The organism is Kribbella sp. NPDC055110, from assembly GCF_053607525.1.
Genome location: NZ_JBSGTS010000025.1, coordinates 43607 through 61684 on the forward strand (window position 1 = coordinate 43607; position 18078 = coordinate 61684).

Below are 18078 nucleotides of genomic sequence, written 5' to 3' on the forward strand. Positions count from 1 at the left end.
GAGACAACACATGTTCACCCACAGCATCCGCCGCCGGCTGGTGATCGGCAGCGCTGCATTGACCGCGACGGCGCTCGCGCTGGTCGGGTGTGGACGGTCCGCGGACTCGCCGAGCGGCGGGTCGCAACCGACCACCACCGTCAGCGAGGGACCGGCCACCGGCAACCTGACCGTCTGGGCGATGGGCACCGAGGGTGAGAACCTGCCCAAGCTGATGGAGCAGTTCAAGCAGGCCAACCCGGGCGTCAACGTGACCGTCACCCCGATCCCGTGGGACGCGGCGCACAACAAGTTCACCACCGCGATCACCGCGAACACGCTGCCCGACGCGGCCATGGTCGGCACCACCTGGATGGGCGAGTTCGCCGATCTCGGCGCGCTCGACCCGACACCGCAGGGCTTCGACAACTCCGGCTTCTACGAGGGCGCGCTCGACACCACGAAGGTCGGCGGAACGCAGTACGGCGTTCCCTGGTACGTCGAGACGCGGCTCGTGTACTACCGCAAGGATCTCGCCGCGAAGGCCGGCTTCAGCACTCCCCCGACGGACTGGGACGGGTTGAAGGCGATGGCCAAGGCGATGAAGGAGAAGGCCGGCGCGAAGTACGGGATCAACCTGCAGCCGGGCGGCGACGGCTCTTGGCAGACGGTGATGCCGTTCGCCTGGTCGGCCGGGGCGAACATCACCGGGGACGACCAGAAGTCGTTCACGTTCGACACACCGGAGATGCAGGAAGGGCTGAAGTACTACCAGAGCTTCTTCACCGAGAAGCTGGCCGGCTCCGACCTGCCCCCGAACCAGACCGAGGCGCAGTTCGTGAACGGCCAGGTGCCGATGTTCATCTCCGGTCCGTGGATGGCGGGCTCGGTGGCGAAGGCCGGAGGGGACGCGATCAAGCCGAACATCGGCGTGTTCCAGATCCCGAAGAACAAGACGGCGACGTCGTTCGTCGGCGGCTCGGACTTCGTGGTGTTCAAGGCGTCGAAGAACAAGGACAGTGCCTGGAAGCTGGTCAAGTTCCTGTCGGATGCGAAGACGCAGGCCTCGTGGTTCAAGCTGTCGTCGGACCTGCCCGCGGTGAAGAGCGCGTGGGAGGACCCGAGTATCTCGTCCGACCCGCTGCTGCCGGTGTTCGGCAAGCAGCTCGAGGACGCCAAGGCGCCGCCGGCGATCGTGAACTGGGAGCAGGTCGCGAAGGCGTTCGACACCGAGGTCGAGAAGATGGCGAAGTCCGGGCAGTCGCCCGCCGACACCGCCAAAGCCATTCAAACCAAGGCGTCGGCCATCGGTACGGGCGGTAGCTGAGCACGATGACAGTCGTCACCGATAGGCAGGCCCAGGCGGTACGGCGTACTTCGCCGCCTGGGCGCCCGCGGCGCCGGATCACTCGCGAGGCTGTGGCCGCGTGGGTGCTTGTTCTTCCGTTTGTTGTGCTGTTCCTGGCGTTTACGGCGGGGCCGGTGCTGGGGTCGTTCGGGATGTCGTTCACCGATATCAAGCAGCGGGATCTGCGGACGCCGTTCTCGGTGAACGGGGTCGGGTTCGGCAACTACCTCAAGGCCCTCCAGGACGAGACGTTCCGCAAGGCGGCTTTCAACACGGCGTACTTCGTGATTGTCGGCGTCCCGTTGACACTGGTCGTGGCGCTGGGCGCGGCGGTGCTGCTGGATCGTGGTGTCAAGCGGTTCCAGGCGCTGTTCAAGGTCGCCTACTACCTGCCCGTGGTGACGTCGATCGTGGCGATCGCGGTGATCTGGCGGTTCGTGCTGTCGCCGGACAACGGGCTGCTGAACACCGCACTGGGCTGGGTCGGTATCGACGGCCCAAACTGGCTGGCGTCCAAGACGTGGGCGATGCCGTCGCTGATCGCGATGGCGGTCTGGCGGAACTTCGGCTCCGCGATGATCATCTTCCTGGCCGGTCTGCAGGGCATCCCGGAGTCGGTCGAGGAGGCCGGCCAGATCGACGGTGCGGGCTCCTGGCAACGATTCCGGTACCTGATCCTGCCGTTGCTGCGGCCGACGATCCTGTTCACCAGCGTCACCACCGGCATCGGGTACCTGCAGTTCTTCGAGGAGCCGTTCGTGATGACCAAGGGCGGTCCGCTGGACAGCACGCTGTCGGTGTCGATGTACACGTACAACCAGTTCGGCTTCGGCAACTACGGGCTCGCGACGTCGATGGCCTACATCCTGTTCGTCGTCATCGCGGTGGTCACGTTCATCCAGTTCCGGCTGCTGAGGGAGAAATGATGCGCCGTACCTGGTGGATCTACCTGATCGGCGTGCTCGGCCTGGTGGCCGTCGCGGCGCCGTTCCTGTGGATGGTGCTCGGCAGTTTCAAGACCCAGGGCGAACTGCTCCGGGTCCCGCCGACGTGGTGGCCGGATCAGCCGACCTCGCAGAACTACGACGACCTGTTCAACAAGGCGAACTTCCCGCGCTACTTCCTGAACTCGACCCTGGTCGCGCTGGCCGTCACGGCCGGCAACCTGACCTTCTGCTCGATGATCGGCTACGCGCTGGCGAAGCTCCGGTTCAAGGGCCGCAACGCGTTGTTCGTGCTGGTGATGGCCACGCTGATGATCCCAGGCATGGTCACGTTCGTCCCGCTGTTCGTCCTCGTCACCAACGCCGGGCTCGCGAACTCGTACCCCGGCCTGATCCTGCCGTTCCTGGTCTCGCCGTTCGGCGTGTTCCTGATGCGGCAGTTCTTCCTGGGGCTGCCCGACGACCTGATCGACGCCGGCCGCGTCGACGGCACCGGCGAGCTGGGCATCTTCGCGCGGATCATGCTGCCGCTGACCCGGCCCGCGCTGGCCACGCTCGGCATCCTCACCTTCCTCGGGTCCTGGAACAACTTCCTCTGGCCGCTGGTGATCGCCCAGACCGAGGACAAGTACACGCTTCCCGTCGCCCTGGCGCTGTACTCGACCGGACAGAACGCGCAGAACTACGGCCTGCTGATGGCCGGCGCGGTCGTGGTCGTCGTACCGGTGCTGGTGATGTTCCTGGCCTTCCAGCGCCACGTCACCCGCGGCATCGCAATTACCGGACTGAAATAGGAGACCTCAGATGACCGCCATCATCAGTCGCCGCACAGTGCTCGCCGCCACCGGCGTCGCAGCTCTCGCAGGAACCGCAACCCCCGCCTTCGGAGGAACGCCGTCACCGGCGGAGGTCCTGAAGGGCAGCTGGACACCAAGCCGCGACGACAAAGCCACCGTAGGCCGGTGGGCTCGTGACACCTGGCGAAGCATCGTCGCGATGACCGACGAGCACACCGGGCTGCCCGCCGACAACATCGGCGAATCGGTGACGAACCCGGTGCGCAGCAACTACACCTCCCCCACCAACATCGGCGGCTACCTGTGGAGCACGGTCGTCGCCAAGTACTTCGGCATCATCTCGCCGCAGGAGTCGCTGCGCCGCATCACGCAGACGCTGACGACGATGCAGAACGTCGTACATCACGAGCCGAGCGGCATGTACTTCAACTGGTACGACGAGGCGACCGGCGAGGTCCGGTACGTCGACCCGGACGGCACCCGCCCGATCACACCGTTCGTGTCGAGTGTCGACAACGCCTGGTTCGCCTGCGCGCTGATGGTGGTCCGCAACGCCGAGCCGCGCGCCCGCGCCCTCGCGGACGCCCTGCTGGACAAGATGAACTTCGCGTTCTACTACAACCCGGCGGCCCGCCCGGGCGGTCTGATGCGGGGCGGATTCTTCGAGACCCCGCCGCCGGACGAGGCCACCGACAAGGGCAACCACGCCGGCGTCGGCCCGGACGTGTACTACCGCAAGTTCCACTACGACACCTGCAACACCGAGGCCCGGATCGCCGGGTACGTCGGGTTCGCGCTCAACCAGGTCCCGCACACGCAGTACTTCGCGACGTACCGCACCTTCCCGGACAGCTGCGACTGGTCGTGGGTGGAGCAGAAGCCGAAGGGCGTGCACCGGACGTACCTCGGTCTCGACGTGTTCGAGGGCACGTACGAGTACCGCGGGATGCGGATCGTTCCGTCGTGGGGCGGTGACATGTTCGAGTCGCTGATGCCCGACCTGTTCGTCCCCGAGTCGACGTGGGCGCCGCGCAGCTGGGGCATCAACCACCCGCTCACGGTCCGCGCGCACATCGAGCACGGCCTGGACGACGCTCGCTATGGCTATTGGGGTTTCTCGCCGGCGTCGAACCCCAAGGGCGGGTACTCCGTCTACGGCGTCGAGCCGCTCGGGATGGATCCGGGCGGCTACCCGTCCGACCTCGAGGGCACCAACTTCGACGCGGGCTTCGAGGGTTGCCGCGAAGGCACCAACCCGAACCCGACGTACGGCGACGGCGTCGTCACCCCGCACGCGGCGTTCCTGGCGATGGCGTACGCGCCGCGGCAGGCGATCGCCAACCTGAGCAAGATCGAGAAGACCCTGCACGCGTACGGCGGTGGCGGGTTCTACGACTCGGTCGCGGTGAAGTCCGGGCTGATCGCCCGCCGGTACCTGTCGCTGGACCAGGCGATGGTGATGGGTGCCATCGGCAACGTGTTCGGCGAGAACCTGATTCGGCGCAGCTTCGCGAGCCGGACGGTGGAGAGCCGGATCCGGCCGCTGATCGCGATGGAACAGTTCGAATCCGGCGTCGAGTAACAGGAGACAATCTAGATGCAGCAGGATGCCAAGACCGACTGGGACGAGCGGATCGCGGTTCGCAGTGACGAGGAGCGCGCGTTCGCGTTCCCGGACCTCGATCCGCCGAAGGAGGTCCGGGCGGTCGGCGGCGTCGGCCAGGTGACGATCGACTGGTCGCCGGTGGACGGCGCAGTCGGCTACCTGATCCTCCGGGGGACCGGAGAGCGCGGTCCGCTGGAGCCGGTCGACCATCACAGCGGCGACGTGCTCTCGGTCCCGTCACCGCCGTACGTGGACACCACGTGCACCCCGGGTACGCCGTACCGCTATGCCGTCGCGAGCGTGCCCGAGGTGACGACCCACGGACGTCCGAGTCAGGCCGTCGGCGCCGTACCACTGGTTGCCGACGGCACGATTCCGAACGTCTCGGTGACCGTCGACACGGTTGCTGAGGGCACCGAACTGCAGCGGCCGTGGGAGCCGATCGTCGGCAGCGAGCGCCTGAGTCAGCTGCTCTGCAAGGACCTGACCGGCGGACACGAGATCGGCGGCGAGCTCGAGGACGCGCTGCGCCGGATGCACGACGAGATCGGCGTCCGCACGGTCCGCGCGCACGCGATCTTCCACGACGACACGCACGTGATCGATGGGGACACCTACAACTTCGATGTGGTGGACGCGATCTACGACAAGCTGCTCGCGATCGGGCTGCGTCCGGTGGTCGAGCTCGGGTTCATGCCGCGGGAGCTGGCGAGCGACCCGACGAAGACGGTCTTCGCGTACGGCGCGATCATCTCGCCGCCCGCGTCGTACCAGCGCTGGCACGACCTGGTCCGCGCGCTCGTGCAGCACCTGGTCGACCGGTACGGCCTCGACGAGGTGCTGACGTGGGACTTCGAGGTCTGGAACGAGGCGAACCTCGAGGTCTTCTGGTCCGGCACCAAGGCCGAATGGCTCCAGCTGTACGACGTGTCCGCTGCCGCCGTGAAGTCCGTCGACCCCCGCCTCGCGGTCGGTGGCCCGTCCTCCGCCGCAGCCGGCTGGGTCGACGACCTCCTCGCTCACGCAAAACAATTCGGTACGCCGGTCGACTTCGTGTCCACGCACACGTACGGATCGCCGCCACTCGACGTACGCGCGTCGCTGGAGCGGCACGGGTTCGGCGATGCGCGGATCCTCTGGACCGAATGGGGCGTGACGCCGACGCACTTCAACCCGATCAACGACTCGGTGTTCTCCGGGGTGTTCCTGCTCCGCGGCATGCGGTCCGCGGCCGGGCGGATCGACGCGCTCTCGTACTGGGTCGCGTCCGACCACTTCGAGGAACTCGGCCGGCCGCCGCGGTTCCTGCACGGCGGCTTCGGGCTGCAAACCGTTGGTGGATTGGCGAAACCGCGCTACCACGCGATGACGCTGCTCAGCCGGCTCGGACCGGTCGAGCTGCCGGTGACGTACGCCGGTGACGGTGCCGGAAGCCTGGTGGAAGCCTGGGCATCCCGGGACCGCGACCGGATCGCCGTACTGCTGTGGAACTTGACCCTCGACCAGACCAAAGCCGACGGGGCATCAGAACTGACCAGGACGGTTCAGGTCCAGCTGCCCGGCGTTGACTCGTCCTGGCAGGCCACGGCCACCACTCTGGCTGTCGGCACCGCCGACATCGCGCAGGCCGCCGAAGGTCTTGGCGACTGGCCGACCGACGAGGAGCTGGCCGACCTTGCCGAGCGCAGCCGGCTCGTCAGTACCCCACTCGAGTGGAACGGTTCAGCCGTCGAGGTAACGCTGCCGATGCCGGCCGCGGTGCTGCTGGAGCTCCGTCCACCTCGAGCTTGACCGCCTCGTTGAGCCAGCGTTCGACGCCCGCGATATGCACGGTCGCCCAGGCCTGGGCGACCTCGGGCTCGCGGGCGGCGATCGCCTCCAGGATCGAGCGGTGCTCCGCGACCGAGCGGCTCACCGCACCCGTCTGGGTCAGACCGCGCCAGATCCGGGCCCGGTAGGTCGGCTGCCGCAGGCTCTCGATGATCGAGGCCAGCGTCCGGTTCCCGCTGCCGATCGCGAGCAGCCGGTGGAACTCGACGTCGCAGGCGAGCTGGTCGTCGGCGGACGGGTCGTCGCCGAGGTCGTCCAGCAGCGCGCGCATCGCGGTGATCTCGTCGTCCGGCATCCGCAGCGCGGCCCGGGCCGCGGCGGCCGGCTCGAGAATCCGCCGTACCTCGAAGAACTCCAGGACGGAGGCGTCCTGGTGCAGGTCCAGGACGAAGCCCATCGTCTCCATCAGGAGTGCCGGGTCGAGGCTGGTCACGTAGGTGCCGTCGCCCTGCCGGACCTCGAGGACCCGGATCAGCGCCAGCGCCTTGACCGCCTCGCGCAGCGAGTTGCGGGACAGCCCGAGCCGCGCGGCCAGGTCTGCCTCGCGTGGCAGCCGGTCGCCGGGCTGCAGCTCGCCGGCCACGATCATCTGCTTGATCCGGTCGATCGCCACATCCGTGACCGCCATCCAAGCCCTCCCTTCGGGGACAAACCTCCGATGTCTTCGGACCATACATCGGAGGTCTAGGCCTTGCGCTAGAGCGTGGGAAGTTCCTTTTCCTCCTGAAATAAGCCCACGAGCTGTTGACTCTCGTCAAGATCCCGACATATTGATCGGATGACTCACAGTTCTCCTTGGAGGTCAGGATGAGAGGAACACCAGCTCGGGCACGCCGCTGGCTCACCGCCACGTGTGCGGTGCTGGCCCTGACCGCCGTTGCCGCGTGTGGCGGCGGCGACAGCGGTAGCAGCAGCGGGTCCGGGTCGGCCGACAAGGCCGATCTGACCTGGCAGTTCTGGATCGGCGGAACCGAGGACCAGGCGGCCTGGCAGAAGGTCGCCGACCAGGCGCACACCGACCACTCCGGCATCACCGTCAAGCTCCAGGGCACCGACTGGAACAACTACTGGTCGAAGATCGGCACCCTGCTGGCCAGCGGCAAGGCCCCGTGCATCATCGGGATGCAGTCGCTGCGGCTGGCGTCGTACGCGAACGCGATGCTGCCGCTCGACGACCTGATCACGAAGTACGGGCTGAAGGCCGACGACTTCGACAAGCCGATCATGGACGGCCTGAAGGCGGACGGGAAGCAGATTGCGATCCCGTACGACTCCGGTCCGATGGTGATCTTCTACAACAAGGACCTGTTCAAGGCCGCCGGCATACCGGACCCGAAGCCGGGCTGGACGATGGACGAGTTCAAGGCGGCCGCCAAGAAGCTCACGACAGGTGGCCGGACCGGCCTGGTGACGACGCCCGGCGACCTGAGCGTGACTTCCTGGGTGCGTACCCTGACCGGCGCCGAGCCGCTGGCCGAGGGCAAGCTCAACTTCACCGACCCGAAGTTCGTCGACGGGTTCAAGAGCTGGGCGGACCTCGTCCGGACCGACAAGGTCGCGCCGCAGGTGCCGGCCGGCAGCACCGACTTCGAGACCACCCAGTTCGTCTCCGGCAAGTCCGCGATGCAGCTGAACGGCCCGTGGTCGCTGATCGACACCCTCGGCAAGGTCAAGTTCAACCTCGGGATCGCGCCGATCCCGGCCGGTCCGGACGGTTCGAAGACCTACACCGCCGGCTCGGGCTTCGGCATCTCCCGGTCCTGCAAGACGCCGGACGCCGCGTTCCAGGCGATCATGTCGATGACGAGTGAGAAGCCGCTGACCACGCTGGCCGCCGCCGGTCGTGCGTACCCGGCCCGGATCGCGGCGCACCCGGCCTGGTTCACCGCGGCGAAGATCCCGGAGGCCAAGGAGGTCATCGAGTACGCCTCGCAGAACTCGATCGCACTGGTCACCTCGAAGAACTGGGTCCAGGTCGCCGACCTGCTCACCCGCTTCGGCACCCAGGCGCTGAACGGCGAGGTCCCACCGGATCAGGCGCTGAAAACCATCCAGGACCAGGCAGGCGCAGGTTCCTGATGGCTGTCGAAACAACCGTTGCCCCGGCCGGTACGTCGCCTTCGCGCGGCGTGCGGCCGGGGCGGCGGCCCGCGTTGCGCAGGGACGGGCGGTACGCGTCGGTCTTCCTGGCGCCGAGTCTCGGCGGACTCGCCCTGTTCACACTGTTCCCGACCGCGATGGCGCTCGCGATCAGCCTGTTCGACTGGCCGGTGTTCGGGGAGCGCAAGTTCCTCGGGTTCGGCAACTACTCGCACCTGCTGAGCGACCCGGTGTTCCGCCGGGTGGTGCTCAACACGGCGCTGTTCGTGGTGCTGTACGTGCCGCTGAACGTGGTCGTCTCGCTCGGGCTGGCGACCTGGCTCGGGCCGAAGATCAAGGGCCGGCAGGCGTTCCGGGTGCTGTTCTTCATCCCGGTGATGACGCCGATGGTCGCCAACGTTATGGTCTGGCGGCTGCTGTTCCAGCCGGGCGGCCTGCTCGACGCCGGCCTGGACAGCTGGTTCGGGATCCACGCGCCGAACTTCCTCGGCTCGTCGAACTGGGCGATGCCGGCGATCGTGGCGATGTCGATCTGGCAGGGCTTCGGGTACAACTTCCTGGTCTTCTCCGCCGCCCTCGACCAGGTACCGCAGTCACAACTGGAGTCGGCGCAGATCGACGGCGCCGGGCCGCTCCAGCGGTTCCGGTACATCACCTGGCCGATGATCACGCCGTCGATCTTCTTCGCGACCACGATGACCCTGATCACCTCGTTCCAGGTGTTCGCGCAGCCGTTCATCCTGACCCAGGGCGGTCCGGGCGTGTCCACGCAGACGATCGTCATGTACGTCTACAACCAGGGCTGGCAGTTCCTCAGCATGGGCCTGGCGTCGGCGGCCGGATGGGTGCTGTTCGTGATCATCATGGGCATCACCGCGATCCAGTTCGTCGGGCAGCGGAAGTGGGTGAACTACGATGTCTGAAACGTCTGTGGTGGCCCGCCGAGTGCGGAGCAGCGTCTCGCACGTGCTGCTGATCATCGTCGCGGTCCTCTTCCTCGGCCCGCTGGTGTACGCCGTCTCGACGTCGCTGAAACCCGCCGACGAGGTGTTCACGCCGACACCGCACCTGTTCGGCTCCGAGATCCGCTGGCAGAACTACGCCGACGCGTTCACGTTCGCGCCGTTCGGCCGCTACCTCCTGAACAGCTTGTTCGTGGCAGTCGCCGGCACGCTCGTCGTGGTGGTCGCCTCGAGTATGTCGGCGTACGCCTTCGCGCGGCTGAAATTCAGGGGCCGGGAGCAACTGTTCGTCCTGTTCCTGGGCACGTTGATGGTGCCGCAGGAGGTGCTGATCGTGCCGATGTACTGGCTGATGCAGTCGCTCGGCTGGGTGGACAGCTACTGGGCACTGATCCTGCCGTGGGCGTTCACCGCGTTCGGCACCTTCCTGCTGCGGCAGTTCTTCCTGACCGTCCCGGCCGAGCTCGAAGAAGCGGCCCGGGTCGACGGCTGCGGTCCGTTCCGGACGTTCCTGCGGATCATGCTGCCGCTCGCGCGGCCGGCCATCGCCGTACTGACCGTCTTCAGCTTCATCAGCTTCTGGGGCAGCTTCCTGTGGCCGTTGATCATCATCAACAGTGTCGAGGACAAGGGCACCGTCCCGCAGGGCCTGGCGCAGTTCATCGGCCAGCAGGGCACCCAGTGGAACCTGATGATGGCCGCCTCGATGATGGCGATGATCCCGACCGTGCTGCTCGTTGTCCTCTTGCAGAAACACCTCGTCCGCGGCCTGCTCGTCACGGGTCTCGGCGGACGCTGATCCATAAGGAGAATTGAGATGACCGACGCGCCTCCCGCGCATTCCGTCGAGAAGTTCCGCGACTGGCGGTTCGGCCTCTTCGTCCACTGGGGCCTGTACGCGCTGCCGGCCCGGCACGAGTGGGTGAAGAACCGCGAGAAGCTCACCGACGAGGACTACCAGCCGTACTTCGACCACTTCGAGCCGGACCTGTACGACCCGGCCAAGTGGGCCCGCGCCGCACGCGAGGCCGGCATGAAGTACGCCGTACTCACGACCAAGCACCACGAGGGTTTCTGCCTGTGGGACTCCGAGGTGTCCGACTACACCGTGGCGAAGACCGCCTGGGGCAAGGACCTGGTCGGGCCGTTCGTCGAGGCGTGCCGCGCCGAGGGCCTCGGGGTCGGGTTCTACCACTCGCTGATCGACTGGCACCACCCGGAGTTCCCGATCGACCTCGTGCACCCGCAGCGCGACGACGAGGAGGCGATCGCGAAGGCGGCCGGGCGGGACATCCAGGTGTACGCCGACTACCTGCACGCACAGACCCGGGAGCTGCTGACCAACTACGGGCCGATCGACATCATGTGGTTCGACTTCTCCTACCCGGGCCGGACGTACCCGGACGGGCGGGACGGCCACGGCAAGGGCCGCGACGACTGGCGCTCGGTCGAGCTGATGGCGATGGTCCGCGAGCTGCAGCCGGACATCCTGATCAACGACCGGCTGGACATCCCGGGTGACTTCGTGACGCCGGAGCAGTACCAGCCGGACGGGCCGATGCTGCGGGACGGCGTACCAGTGCTGTGGGAGGCGTGCCAGACGCTCAACGGCAGCTGGGGCTACGACCGGGACAACCTGGACTGGAAGTCACCCGAGCTGCTGGTGAAGATGCTCGTCGACTCGGTCTCCAAGGACGGCAACCTGCTGCTGAACGTGGGGCCGACGGGTCGTGGTGAGTTCGACCCGCGGGCGCTGGCGACGCTGGCCGACATCGGTGAGTGGATGCGGCTGCACGAGCGGTCGATCCGCGGCGCACGCCCTTCGGAGTACGCCGCTCCGCCGGACGCCCGCTACACCCAGAAGGGCAACCGGTTGTATCTGCACCTGTTCTCCTGGCCGATGGGCCACGTGCATCTGGCCGGCCTCGGCGGGAAGGTGAAGTACGCCCAGCTCCTGAACGACGCGTCCGAGATCAAGCGCATCGAGAACGACCCGCACCGCACGGCTCAGAACACCACGATGGGTGGCGTCTCAGCCGACGTACTCACGCTGAAGCTCCCGATCCAGAAGCCGAACGTCCTGGTTCCGGTGATCGAGCTGTTCCTTTAGAAGATCAGGAGGTCGGGGTGGGGCGGCCGGGTTGTTCTCCGCCCCGGCTCTCCAGGTAGTTGTTCTTCGGGACCATGACCTTGCGGCGGAACAGGCAGACGACGGTGCCGTCCTGCTTGTAGCCCTTGGTCTCGACGTAGACGACGCCGCGGTCGTCCTTGGACTTGGACTCCCACTTGTCCAGGACGACCGTCTCGCCGTACACGGTGTCGCCGTGGAAGGTCGGGGCGACGTGCCGCAGCGACTCGATCTCCAGGTTCGCGATCGCCTTGCCGCTCACGTCCGGGACCGACATCCCGAGCAGGATCGAGTAGATGTAGTTGCCGACCACAACGTTCTTCCCGAACTGGGTCGACCCCTCCGCGTAGTGCGTGTCCAGGTGCAGCGGATGGTGGTTCATGGTGAGCAGGCAGAACAGGTGGTCGTCGTACTCCGTGACCGTCTTGCCGGGCCAGTGCTTGTAGACCGCACCGACCTCGAACTCCTCGTAGCTCCGCCCGAACTGCATCTGGTTCCTCCTCGGCTGCTGGAATCCCCATGCTGCCGGGTCCGGCCGCCTCCGGGCCGTGGCGTGGCTCTCACCGGCAGGAGAGATAGGTCACCCTCAGTCGACCGGCCGCTGGGTCTGGTGATCCGGCAGCAGCGGGTGCACCTCACCCTTCAGGGCGAGCTTGGCCAGGTGGTTGCGCGCCTCTTCAGCGAACTTGAAGTCGCAGAGCACGTCGTACGTCGTGGCCACCACGGCGGTCCGCGACGTGAAGTCCCGGCGGCCGGCCGACTGCGCGTAGCCGAGGCCGCCGAACACCAGCCCGAAGAAGGCACCCAGTACGACGCCGGTGAGCACCGCCGCGATCCAGTTGTTCGTGGTGAAGAGCCCCAGCAGCAGGCCGACGAACAGCCCGAACCAGGCGCCGCTGGCCAGGCCCGCGGTCAGCGCCCGGCCCCAGGTGAGCCGGCCGGTGATCTTCTCGACCTGGCGCAGGTTGTTGCCGACGATGGTCGTGTGCTCGACCGGGAACTTCTCGTCCGAGAGATAGTCGACAGCTCGCTGCGCCTCCCGGTAGGTGTCGTACGTCCCGATCGTCAGGCCGGTCGGCCTGGGGTCCATCGAGGGCATGCCCTGGGTGGTCATCGTCGTTCCTCTCCACGTGCTTCCACCCCCATCATTGCCGACAGCTGGTTACCGCGTCTTGATAGCCTCGCCGGTAATGACCGGGCGACGATGGGACATGGGCGCGACACGCCGTGTTGGACGGGTCTTCGCCCGCCGCGGCGTCGGCCCCGGACGCCCGCCGGACGACGTGGTCACCGGCAAGCTCGAGGGCGCCCTGGTCGACTGGGGGCTGTACCGCGACGGCGTCCGCGACAACCGGGTCAACTCCTACACCGAGGCGCTGGTCCGAGCGCAGCGCGGCCAGGGGTTCGTGTGGATCGGCCTGTTCGAGCCGACCGACCATCAGCTCGCGATCATCGGTGCGGAGTTCGGTCTGCACAAGCTGGCGCTCGAGGACGCTTACGAGGCGCATCAGCGCCCCAAGCTGGAGCGGTACGGCGAGACGCTGTTCGCAGTGTTCAAAACGGTCACGTATGTCCCGCACGACGACCTGACCGCCACCAGCGAGGTGGTGGCGACCGGTGAGGTCATGGTGTTCTGTGGACCCGGCTTCGTCGTCACGGTCCGCCACGGTGAGCACAGTGAGCTGACCGGGCTGCGGCAGGAGCTGGAGCGCGAGCCGCAACGGCTCGCCACCGGTCCAGGCGCCGTACTGCACGCCATCGCGGACCACGTCGTGGACCGGTACCTGGAGGTCGCGGACGCCGTACAGGCCGATATCGACCTGATCGAGACCGGCATGTTCACACCGCGTGGCTGGCGGAATATCGACAAGGTCTACCAGCTGAAGCGCGAGGTGCTGGAGCTCAAGCGGGCCGTAGCTCCGCTGACCGGCCCGATGCGGACACTTGCCACGCTGCGGCACCCACTGATCGCCGAAGAGACCAGGAACTACTTCCGCGACGTCGACGACCATCTGCAACGGGTGAAGGAGCAGGTCATCTCGTTCGACGAACTGCTCAGCTCGATCCTGCAGGCCGGGCTCGCCCAGGTGCAGGTGGCCGAAAACGAGGACATGCGGCGGATCTCGGCCTGGGTGGCGATCCTCGCCGTACCGACGATGATCGCCGGGATCTACGGCATGAATTTCGATTACATGCCGGAACTACGGCTCAAGTACGCGTACTTCGTCGTACTCGGAGTGATGGCGTCGGCATGCACCGTCCTTTACCGGTTGTTCAAGCGGAACCACTGGCTCTAGCTGGCAACCTTTTGCCATGGCCAGGACTGCTCCCGGATTGGAATGTTCAAACGGTTGTCGCCGAATCCGCTGCCTTGATTGAATTCCCGAGTCGCATTCGGTCAGTAATTGATTACGTTCCGCGACCATCAGGATGGGAGGGGAATCGTGGTGCTGCGCATTCATTTCACGCCGCGCGACCTGACCCGGGTCACGGTCGCCACCACGCCGGCACCGCTCTGGGAGGTGCTGCTGAGCCTGCACATGCTCCAGCACTCGGAAGGCCGGCTGATCTTCGAGGACTGGCGGCGCCACGTGCGGGCCACCGTCGCACCGGACCAGATGCGGCTGCTGCTGGAACTATGCCCGTCGAAGGGCTACTCCCCCGACTTCCTCACCCCGTCGGAGCCCGCACCGGACTTCGACACCGCACTGGAGCAGGCGCTGGCGACACCGCGGCAGCAGATCCACAGCCAGCTCGACCTGCTCGCGCAGTACCGGCCGGCCTCCCCTTGGACACGGGAGCTGGCGCAGGGCGGCCGGACGTCGATGCAGAAGCTCGGACGGGCCATTCGGACGTATCACGACGCCGCGATTGCGCCGTACTGGAAGTCGATCGGGACGCACGTGTCCGCCGACCACGCCCATCGAGGGGAGGCGTTGGCCCGGCACGGCGTCGACCGGCTGCTGTCGTCGCTGCATCCGCGGGTCCGGTGGGTCGCACCGGTGCTGCAGGTGCTGGACATGAACGACAGAGATCTGTATCTCGATGGCAGGGGAATCGAGTTGCAGCCTTCGGCGTTCTGCTGGCAGGTACCGACCAAGCTGCGGGACCCGGACCTCAAACCGATCCTGGTGTACCCGATCCAGCATGCGCCCGGGATCCTGCGGCAGACGCCGATGGAGCACTCGCCGTCGAGTGATCCCCTGGGCTCCCTCCTCGGCTCGACCCGGGCCGCCGCACTGGAGGCGACCGTCAGCGGCTGCACGACGACGGAGCTGGCGAAACGCTGTCGGATCTCCCCGGCCGCCGCGAGCCACCAGGCGACGGTACTGCGGGAGGCCGGCCTGATCACCACCCGCCGAGACGGCGCGTCGGTGCGCCACGAGATCACCCAACTGGGCATCTGGCTGCTGTCCGGCCACGGCTCCGGCAACACCCGGGAAGTCCCGACCCGCAGTACCGCTTAGCCCCTGCCCCGCCGCGCGCTGGGCCGACCGGCACCGCCCCGCCTGTCGACCCAGCGCACGGTCAGAGCTTGTAGTCCTCGAGCAGGCGGCGGCCGATGATCATCCGCTGGATGTCCGCCGTGCCTTCTCCGATCAGGAGCATCGGCGCCTCGCGGTAGAGGCGCTCGATCTCGTACTCCTTGGAGAAGCCGTAGCCGCCGTGGATGCGGAACGAGTCCTCCACGACCTGCGAGCAGTACTCACTGGCCAGGTACTTCGCGACGCCGGCCTCGAAGTCGTTGCGGGAGCCGCTGTCCTTCTTGCGGGCCGCCTTCACCATCAGCTCGTGCGCGGCCTCCACCTTGACGGCCATGTCGGCGAGCCGGAACAGCACCGCCTGGTGTTCGGCGATCTTCTTGCCGAACGTCTCGCGCTGCTGCGCGTACGAGATCCCGAGCTCGAACGCCCGCCGCGCCACGCCACACCCGCGCGCGGCGACGTTCACGCGCCCGACCTCGACGCCGTCCATCATCTGGTAGAAACCCTTACCCGGTACGCCGCCGAGAATCTGGCCCGCGTCGATCCGGTACCCGTCGAACACCAGTTCCGTGGTGTCGACGCCCTTGTAGCCCATCTTCTCGATCTTGCCGGGGATCGTGAGGCCCTTGTCGACCTCGCCGAACCCGGGCTCCTTCTCGACCAGGAACGTGGTCATGTTCTTATAAACCGACTCCGCGCCCTCGTCGGTCTTGGTCAGCACCGCGACCAGGTTCGACGAGCCGCCGTTGGTCAGCCACATCTTCTGGCCGTTGATCACATAGGCGTCGCCGTCCTTGACGGCCTTGGTCTTGATCGCGGCCACATCGGAGCCGCAGCCCGGCTCGGACATCGAGAACGCGCCGCGGACCTCGCCGGTCGCCATCCGGGGCAGGTACTTCTGCTTCTGCTCGTCGGTCCCGTGCTGGAGCAGCATGTACGCGACGATGAAGTGCGTGTTGATGATGCCGGACACACTCATCCAGCCGCGGGCGATCTCCTCGACGCACAGCGCGTAGGTGAGCAGCGATTCGCCGAGGCCGCCGTACTCCTCGGGGATCATCAGGCCGAACAGGCCGAGTTCCTTGAGGCCCTCGACGATCTCGGTCGGGTACTCGTCGCGGTGCTCGAGCTCGGTGGCGACCGGGAGGATCTCGGCCTCGACGAAGGCCCGGACCGTCTTCAGGATCTCTTCCTGGATGTCGGTCAGCCCGTCGGTCTGCTGCAACCTGCTCATCGTGCGTCTCCTTCGCGCCGGCTTACCCGCGAGTATCCCGGTACGAGGGTGACACACACTGTGACACCGGCCACCTGTCGAAGGTCGCGTGCCTCACTCGTTGTTGTTGTTGTGCTGCTGACGCGGGAGTGACTGGCTGATGGTGGAGAACAGCGCGACGATCTGCTGGGTCGGCTGCCAGCGCTGGCGTTGCTGTGCCTCGAACAGCCGCTGCTGCGCCTCGTAGAAATGCTGCGCGGCGGAGTCGGTGTCGCCGTGATCGATTGCCTGAGCAGCCTGGTCCAGGTCGTTCGCAGCCTCCCGCGGCGCCTTGCTACGGCTGCCTTGCTGCGTTGCGCGTACCTGTGCGGCCAGAGTGCGCAGCTGCTGCACCAGGACCGCCTGCGGGTTCTGCGTCTGCTCGGGCGTCGCCTTTTGCGTCGGAGTCGTCTTGGTGGGACTAGGGGTCGGCTTTGGCTTCGGTGTGGTCTTGGGGGCCGTCGTAGCCCTCTGCACCGGAGCAGCAGACGGTGTGCCGCCTGCTGCTGCGGGCGGATCGTTCGACACGCCCGCTCGCAGCAGGAGGGCCGCAACCACACCCGCCACCACCACGGCAGCAGCAATACCCGCCTTGGCCAACGGGAAGCCTGCGCGGGTCGCCCGGTGCGCCGGTTCGTCCGAGTCCTGCTCCCACGTGCCCACACCGATCACCTCGGCGGCCGCAGGTGGCGTGAAGGACAGCACCTGGGTCTGGCTGGCCGGTGCGAGCAGTGCGGCCACGTCCTGCTCCGACGACGGGCGGTCCGCCGGGTCCTTGGCCAGCAGGTGCGTCACGAGGTTCGACAGCTGAGGCGGTACGTCGGCACGCGTCACAGGCGGAGGCGGTACGTCGAGGTGCTGCCGCATGACCACGTCGACGGTCGGCCCGGTGAACGGCGGCGTACCGGTCAGGAGCTCGTGCAGGACGCAGCCGAACGAGTACCAGTCGCTCGCCGCGGTGGCGGGCTCGCCACGGACCTGTTCCGGTGACACGTACGACGCCGTACCGAGCAGAACGCCCAGTCCGGTCGTCTCGTTGCCGGCCTGCTTCGCGATCCCGAAGTCGGTCATCTTGAGCGTGCCGTCGGGAGCCATCAGCAGGTTGCCCGGCTTCACGTCGCGGTGCACGATCCCGGCTTCGTGCGCCGCGTCCAGCGCGCGGGCGCCCTGCAGGGCGATGTCCTCGACCAGGGCGGCGGCCGGGAGTCCCGACGTACGCATCAGTTTGGCGAGATCGGGGCCTTGCACGAGTTCCATCACCAGGAACACGCGATCGCCCTCGGCGCCGACGTCGTACGTCGCGACGACGTTCGGATGCGTCAATCGAGCGGCTGATTGAGCCTCGGCGCGAAACCTCTGGACAGCATCCATCGGGTCGCCATCGAGGCTGCGCAGCAGTTTCACCGCGACCTGACGGGCGAGGACCGAGTCCTCCGCCTGCCAGACCTCACCTGCACCGCCCCTGCCCAGCAGGGTCAGCAACCGATACCGACCGGCCAGTACCTCGCCGTTCAACACACAACACCTTCCGCAGCGGACCGCATCACTTGAGGCGGACCGCATCACCTTAGGCGGGAAGCGCGGGATGTTCGAGTCCGCGGCCAATTCCTTGAACAACCTCTGCAGAGAGCGAGCGAAGCACTACGG

General features: G+C 67.0%; 16 protein-coding genes. 11 read left to right on the forward strand and 5 right to left on the reverse strand.

The window, feature by feature from the left end:
* Positions 1-10: 10 nt before the first annotated feature.
* The 5 genes from ACWF0M_RS30185 to ACWF0M_RS30205 are packed head-to-tail and all read left to right on the forward strand — an operon-like array spanning position 11 to position 6465.
* Positions 11-1306, forward strand: coding sequence for a sugar ABC transporter substrate-binding protein (locus tag ACWF0M_RS30185; protein WP_452239112.1), 1296 nt, complete (start codon positions 11-13; stop codon positions 1304-1306).
* 5 nt (positions 1307-1311) lie between these two features.
* Complete coding sequence (locus ACWF0M_RS30190; RefSeq protein ID WP_452239113.1) at positions 1312-2253, forward strand: carbohydrate ABC transporter permease; 942 nt, start codon at positions 1312-1314, stop codon at positions 2251-2253.
* Positions 2250-3065: a carbohydrate ABC transporter permease gene (locus ACWF0M_RS30195; RefSeq protein ID WP_452239114.1), complete on the forward strand. Its 816-nt coding sequence runs from the start codon at positions 2250-2252 to the stop codon at positions 3063-3065. Before ACWF0M_RS30190 ends, ACWF0M_RS30195 begins: the two co-directional genes overlap by 4 nt.
* A 10-nt stretch (positions 3066-3075) precedes the next feature.
* The gene (locus ACWF0M_RS30200; RefSeq protein ID WP_452239115.1) at positions 3076-4650 is read left to right on the forward strand and encodes a glucoamylase family protein; all 1575 of its coding nucleotides are present in this window, start codon (positions 3076-3078) and stop codon (positions 4648-4650) included.
* 15 nt (positions 4651-4665) lie between these two features.
* Positions 4666-6465, forward strand: a complete 1800-nt coding sequence (locus ACWF0M_RS30205; RefSeq protein WP_452239116.1) for a GH39 family glycosyl hydrolase — start codon at positions 4666-4668, stop codon at positions 6463-6465.
* On the opposite strand, the gene ACWF0M_RS30210 is transcribed toward ACWF0M_RS30205, so the two are convergent.
* Positions 6371-7132, reverse strand: a complete 762-nt coding sequence (locus tag ACWF0M_RS30210; protein WP_452239117.1) for a FadR/GntR family transcriptional regulator — start codon at positions 7130-7132, stop codon at positions 6371-6373. The two genes, ACWF0M_RS30205 and ACWF0M_RS30210, sit on opposite strands and share 95 nt — an antisense overlap.
* Before the next feature lie 179 nt (positions 7133-7311).
* Here ACWF0M_RS30210 and ACWF0M_RS30215 point away from each other — a divergent pair, with 179 nt between their 5' ends.
* From ACWF0M_RS30215 to ACWF0M_RS30230, 4 genes are read left to right on the forward strand one after another with little or no spacing between them, the layout of a single operon-like run.
* A complete protein-coding gene (locus tag ACWF0M_RS30215) occupies positions 7312-8583 on the forward strand; it encodes an ABC transporter substrate-binding protein (RefSeq protein WP_452239118.1) in 1272 nt (423 codons plus the stop codon).
* The gene (locus ACWF0M_RS30220) at positions 8583-9527 is read left to right on the forward strand and encodes a carbohydrate ABC transporter permease (RefSeq protein ID WP_452239119.1); all 945 of its coding nucleotides are present in this window, start codon (positions 8583-8585) and stop codon (positions 9525-9527) included. Before ACWF0M_RS30215 ends, ACWF0M_RS30220 begins: the two co-directional genes overlap by 1 nt.
* Complete coding sequence (locus ACWF0M_RS30225) at positions 9520-10365, forward strand: carbohydrate ABC transporter permease (RefSeq protein WP_452239120.1); 846 nt, start codon at positions 9520-9522, stop codon at positions 10363-10365. Before ACWF0M_RS30220 ends, ACWF0M_RS30225 begins: the two co-directional genes overlap by 8 nt.
* An 18-nt stretch (positions 10366-10383) precedes the next feature.
* A complete protein-coding gene (locus ACWF0M_RS30230) occupies positions 10384-11676 on the forward strand; it encodes an alpha-L-fucosidase (RefSeq protein ID WP_452239121.1) in 1293 nt (430 codons plus the stop codon).
* A 4-nt stretch (positions 11677-11680) separates the two neighbouring features.
* Here ACWF0M_RS30230 and ACWF0M_RS30235 read toward each other — a convergent pair whose 3' ends face one another.
* Together ACWF0M_RS30235 and ACWF0M_RS30240 are read right to left on the reverse strand one after the other, a co-directional pair.
* A complete protein-coding gene (locus ACWF0M_RS30235; RefSeq protein ID WP_452239122.1) occupies positions 11681-12184 on the reverse strand; it encodes a MaoC family dehydratase in 504 nt (167 codons plus the stop codon).
* A 96-nt stretch (positions 12185-12280) separates the two neighbouring features.
* Positions 12281-12808 (reverse strand): general stress protein, encoded by a 528-nt coding sequence (locus ACWF0M_RS30240; protein WP_452239123.1) that lies wholly within the window; start codon positions 12806-12808, stop codon positions 12281-12283.
* A 76-nt stretch (positions 12809-12884) separates the two neighbouring features.
* Here ACWF0M_RS30240 and ACWF0M_RS30245 point away from each other — a divergent pair, with 76 nt between their 5' ends.
* Together ACWF0M_RS30245 and ACWF0M_RS30250 are read left to right on the forward strand one after the other, a co-directional pair.
* Positions 12885-13991: a magnesium and cobalt transport protein CorA gene (locus ACWF0M_RS30245; RefSeq protein ID WP_452239124.1), complete on the forward strand. Its 1107-nt coding sequence runs from the start codon at positions 12885-12887 to the stop codon at positions 13989-13991.
* Between the two features lie 147 nt (positions 13992-14138).
* Positions 14139-15161, forward strand: coding sequence for an ArsR/SmtB family transcription factor (locus ACWF0M_RS30250; protein WP_452239125.1), 1023 nt, complete (start codon positions 14139-14141; stop codon positions 15159-15161).
* Between the two features lie 61 nt (positions 15162-15222).
* On the opposite strand, the gene ACWF0M_RS30255 is transcribed toward ACWF0M_RS30250, so the two are convergent.
* A complete protein-coding gene (locus ACWF0M_RS30255) occupies positions 15223-16413 on the reverse strand; it encodes an acyl-CoA dehydrogenase family protein (RefSeq protein ID WP_452239126.1) in 1191 nt (396 codons plus the stop codon).
* Positions 16414-16506: 93 nt separating this feature from the next.
* Positions 16507-17949, reverse strand: coding sequence for a serine/threonine-protein kinase (locus ACWF0M_RS30260; RefSeq protein ID WP_452239127.1), 1443 nt, complete (start codon positions 17947-17949; stop codon positions 16507-16509).
* Between the last annotated feature and the right edge of the window lie 129 nt (positions 17950-18078).

What these genes read in the sequence shown, in the direction of transcription:
- ACWF0M_RS30185 (WP_452239112.1), top strand. Translation starts at nt 11, where the DNA reads ATGTTCACCCACAGCATCCGCCGCCGGCTGGTGATCGGCAGCGCTGCA.
- ACWF0M_RS30190 (WP_452239113.1), top strand. Translation starts at nt 1,312, where the DNA reads ATGACAGTCGTCACCGATAGGCAGGCCCAGGCGGTACGGCGTACTTCG.
- ACWF0M_RS30195 (WP_452239114.1), top strand. Translation starts at nt 2,250, where the DNA reads ATGATGCGCCGTACCTGGTGGATCTACCTGATCGGCGTGCTCGGCCTG.
- ACWF0M_RS30200 (WP_452239115.1), top strand. Translation starts at nt 3,076, where the DNA reads ATGACCGCCATCATCAGTCGCCGCACAGTGCTCGCCGCCACCGGCGTC.
- ACWF0M_RS30205 (WP_452239116.1), top strand. Translation starts at nt 4,666, where the DNA reads ATGCAGCAGGATGCCAAGACCGACTGGGACGAGCGGATCGCGGTTCGC.
- ACWF0M_RS30210 (WP_452239117.1), bottom strand. Translation starts at nt 7,132, where the DNA reads ATGGCGGTCACGGATGTGGCGATCGACCGGATCAAGCAGATGATCGTG.
- ACWF0M_RS30215 (WP_452239118.1), top strand. Translation starts at nt 7,312, where the DNA reads ATGAGAGGAACACCAGCTCGGGCACGCCGCTGGCTCACCGCCACGTGT.
- ACWF0M_RS30220 (WP_452239119.1), top strand. Translation starts at nt 8,583, where the DNA reads ATGGCTGTCGAAACAACCGTTGCCCCGGCCGGTACGTCGCCTTCGCGC.
- ACWF0M_RS30225 (WP_452239120.1), top strand. Translation starts at nt 9,520, where the DNA reads ATGTCTGAAACGTCTGTGGTGGCCCGCCGAGTGCGGAGCAGCGTCTCG.
- ACWF0M_RS30230 (WP_452239121.1), top strand. Translation starts at nt 10,384, where the DNA reads ATGACCGACGCGCCTCCCGCGCATTCCGTCGAGAAGTTCCGCGACTGG.
- ACWF0M_RS30235 (WP_452239122.1), bottom strand. Translation starts at nt 12,184, where the DNA reads ATGCAGTTCGGGCGGAGCTACGAGGAGTTCGAGGTCGGTGCGGTCTAC.
- ACWF0M_RS30240 (WP_452239123.1), bottom strand. Translation starts at nt 12,808, where the DNA reads ATGACCACCCAGGGCATGCCCTCGATGGACCCCAGGCCGACCGGCCTG.
- ACWF0M_RS30245 (WP_452239124.1), top strand. Translation starts at nt 12,885, where the DNA reads ATGACCGGGCGACGATGGGACATGGGCGCGACACGCCGTGTTGGACGG.
- ACWF0M_RS30255 (WP_452239126.1), bottom strand. Translation starts at nt 16,413, where the DNA reads ATGAGCAGGTTGCAGCAGACCGACGGGCTGACCGACATCCAGGAAGAG.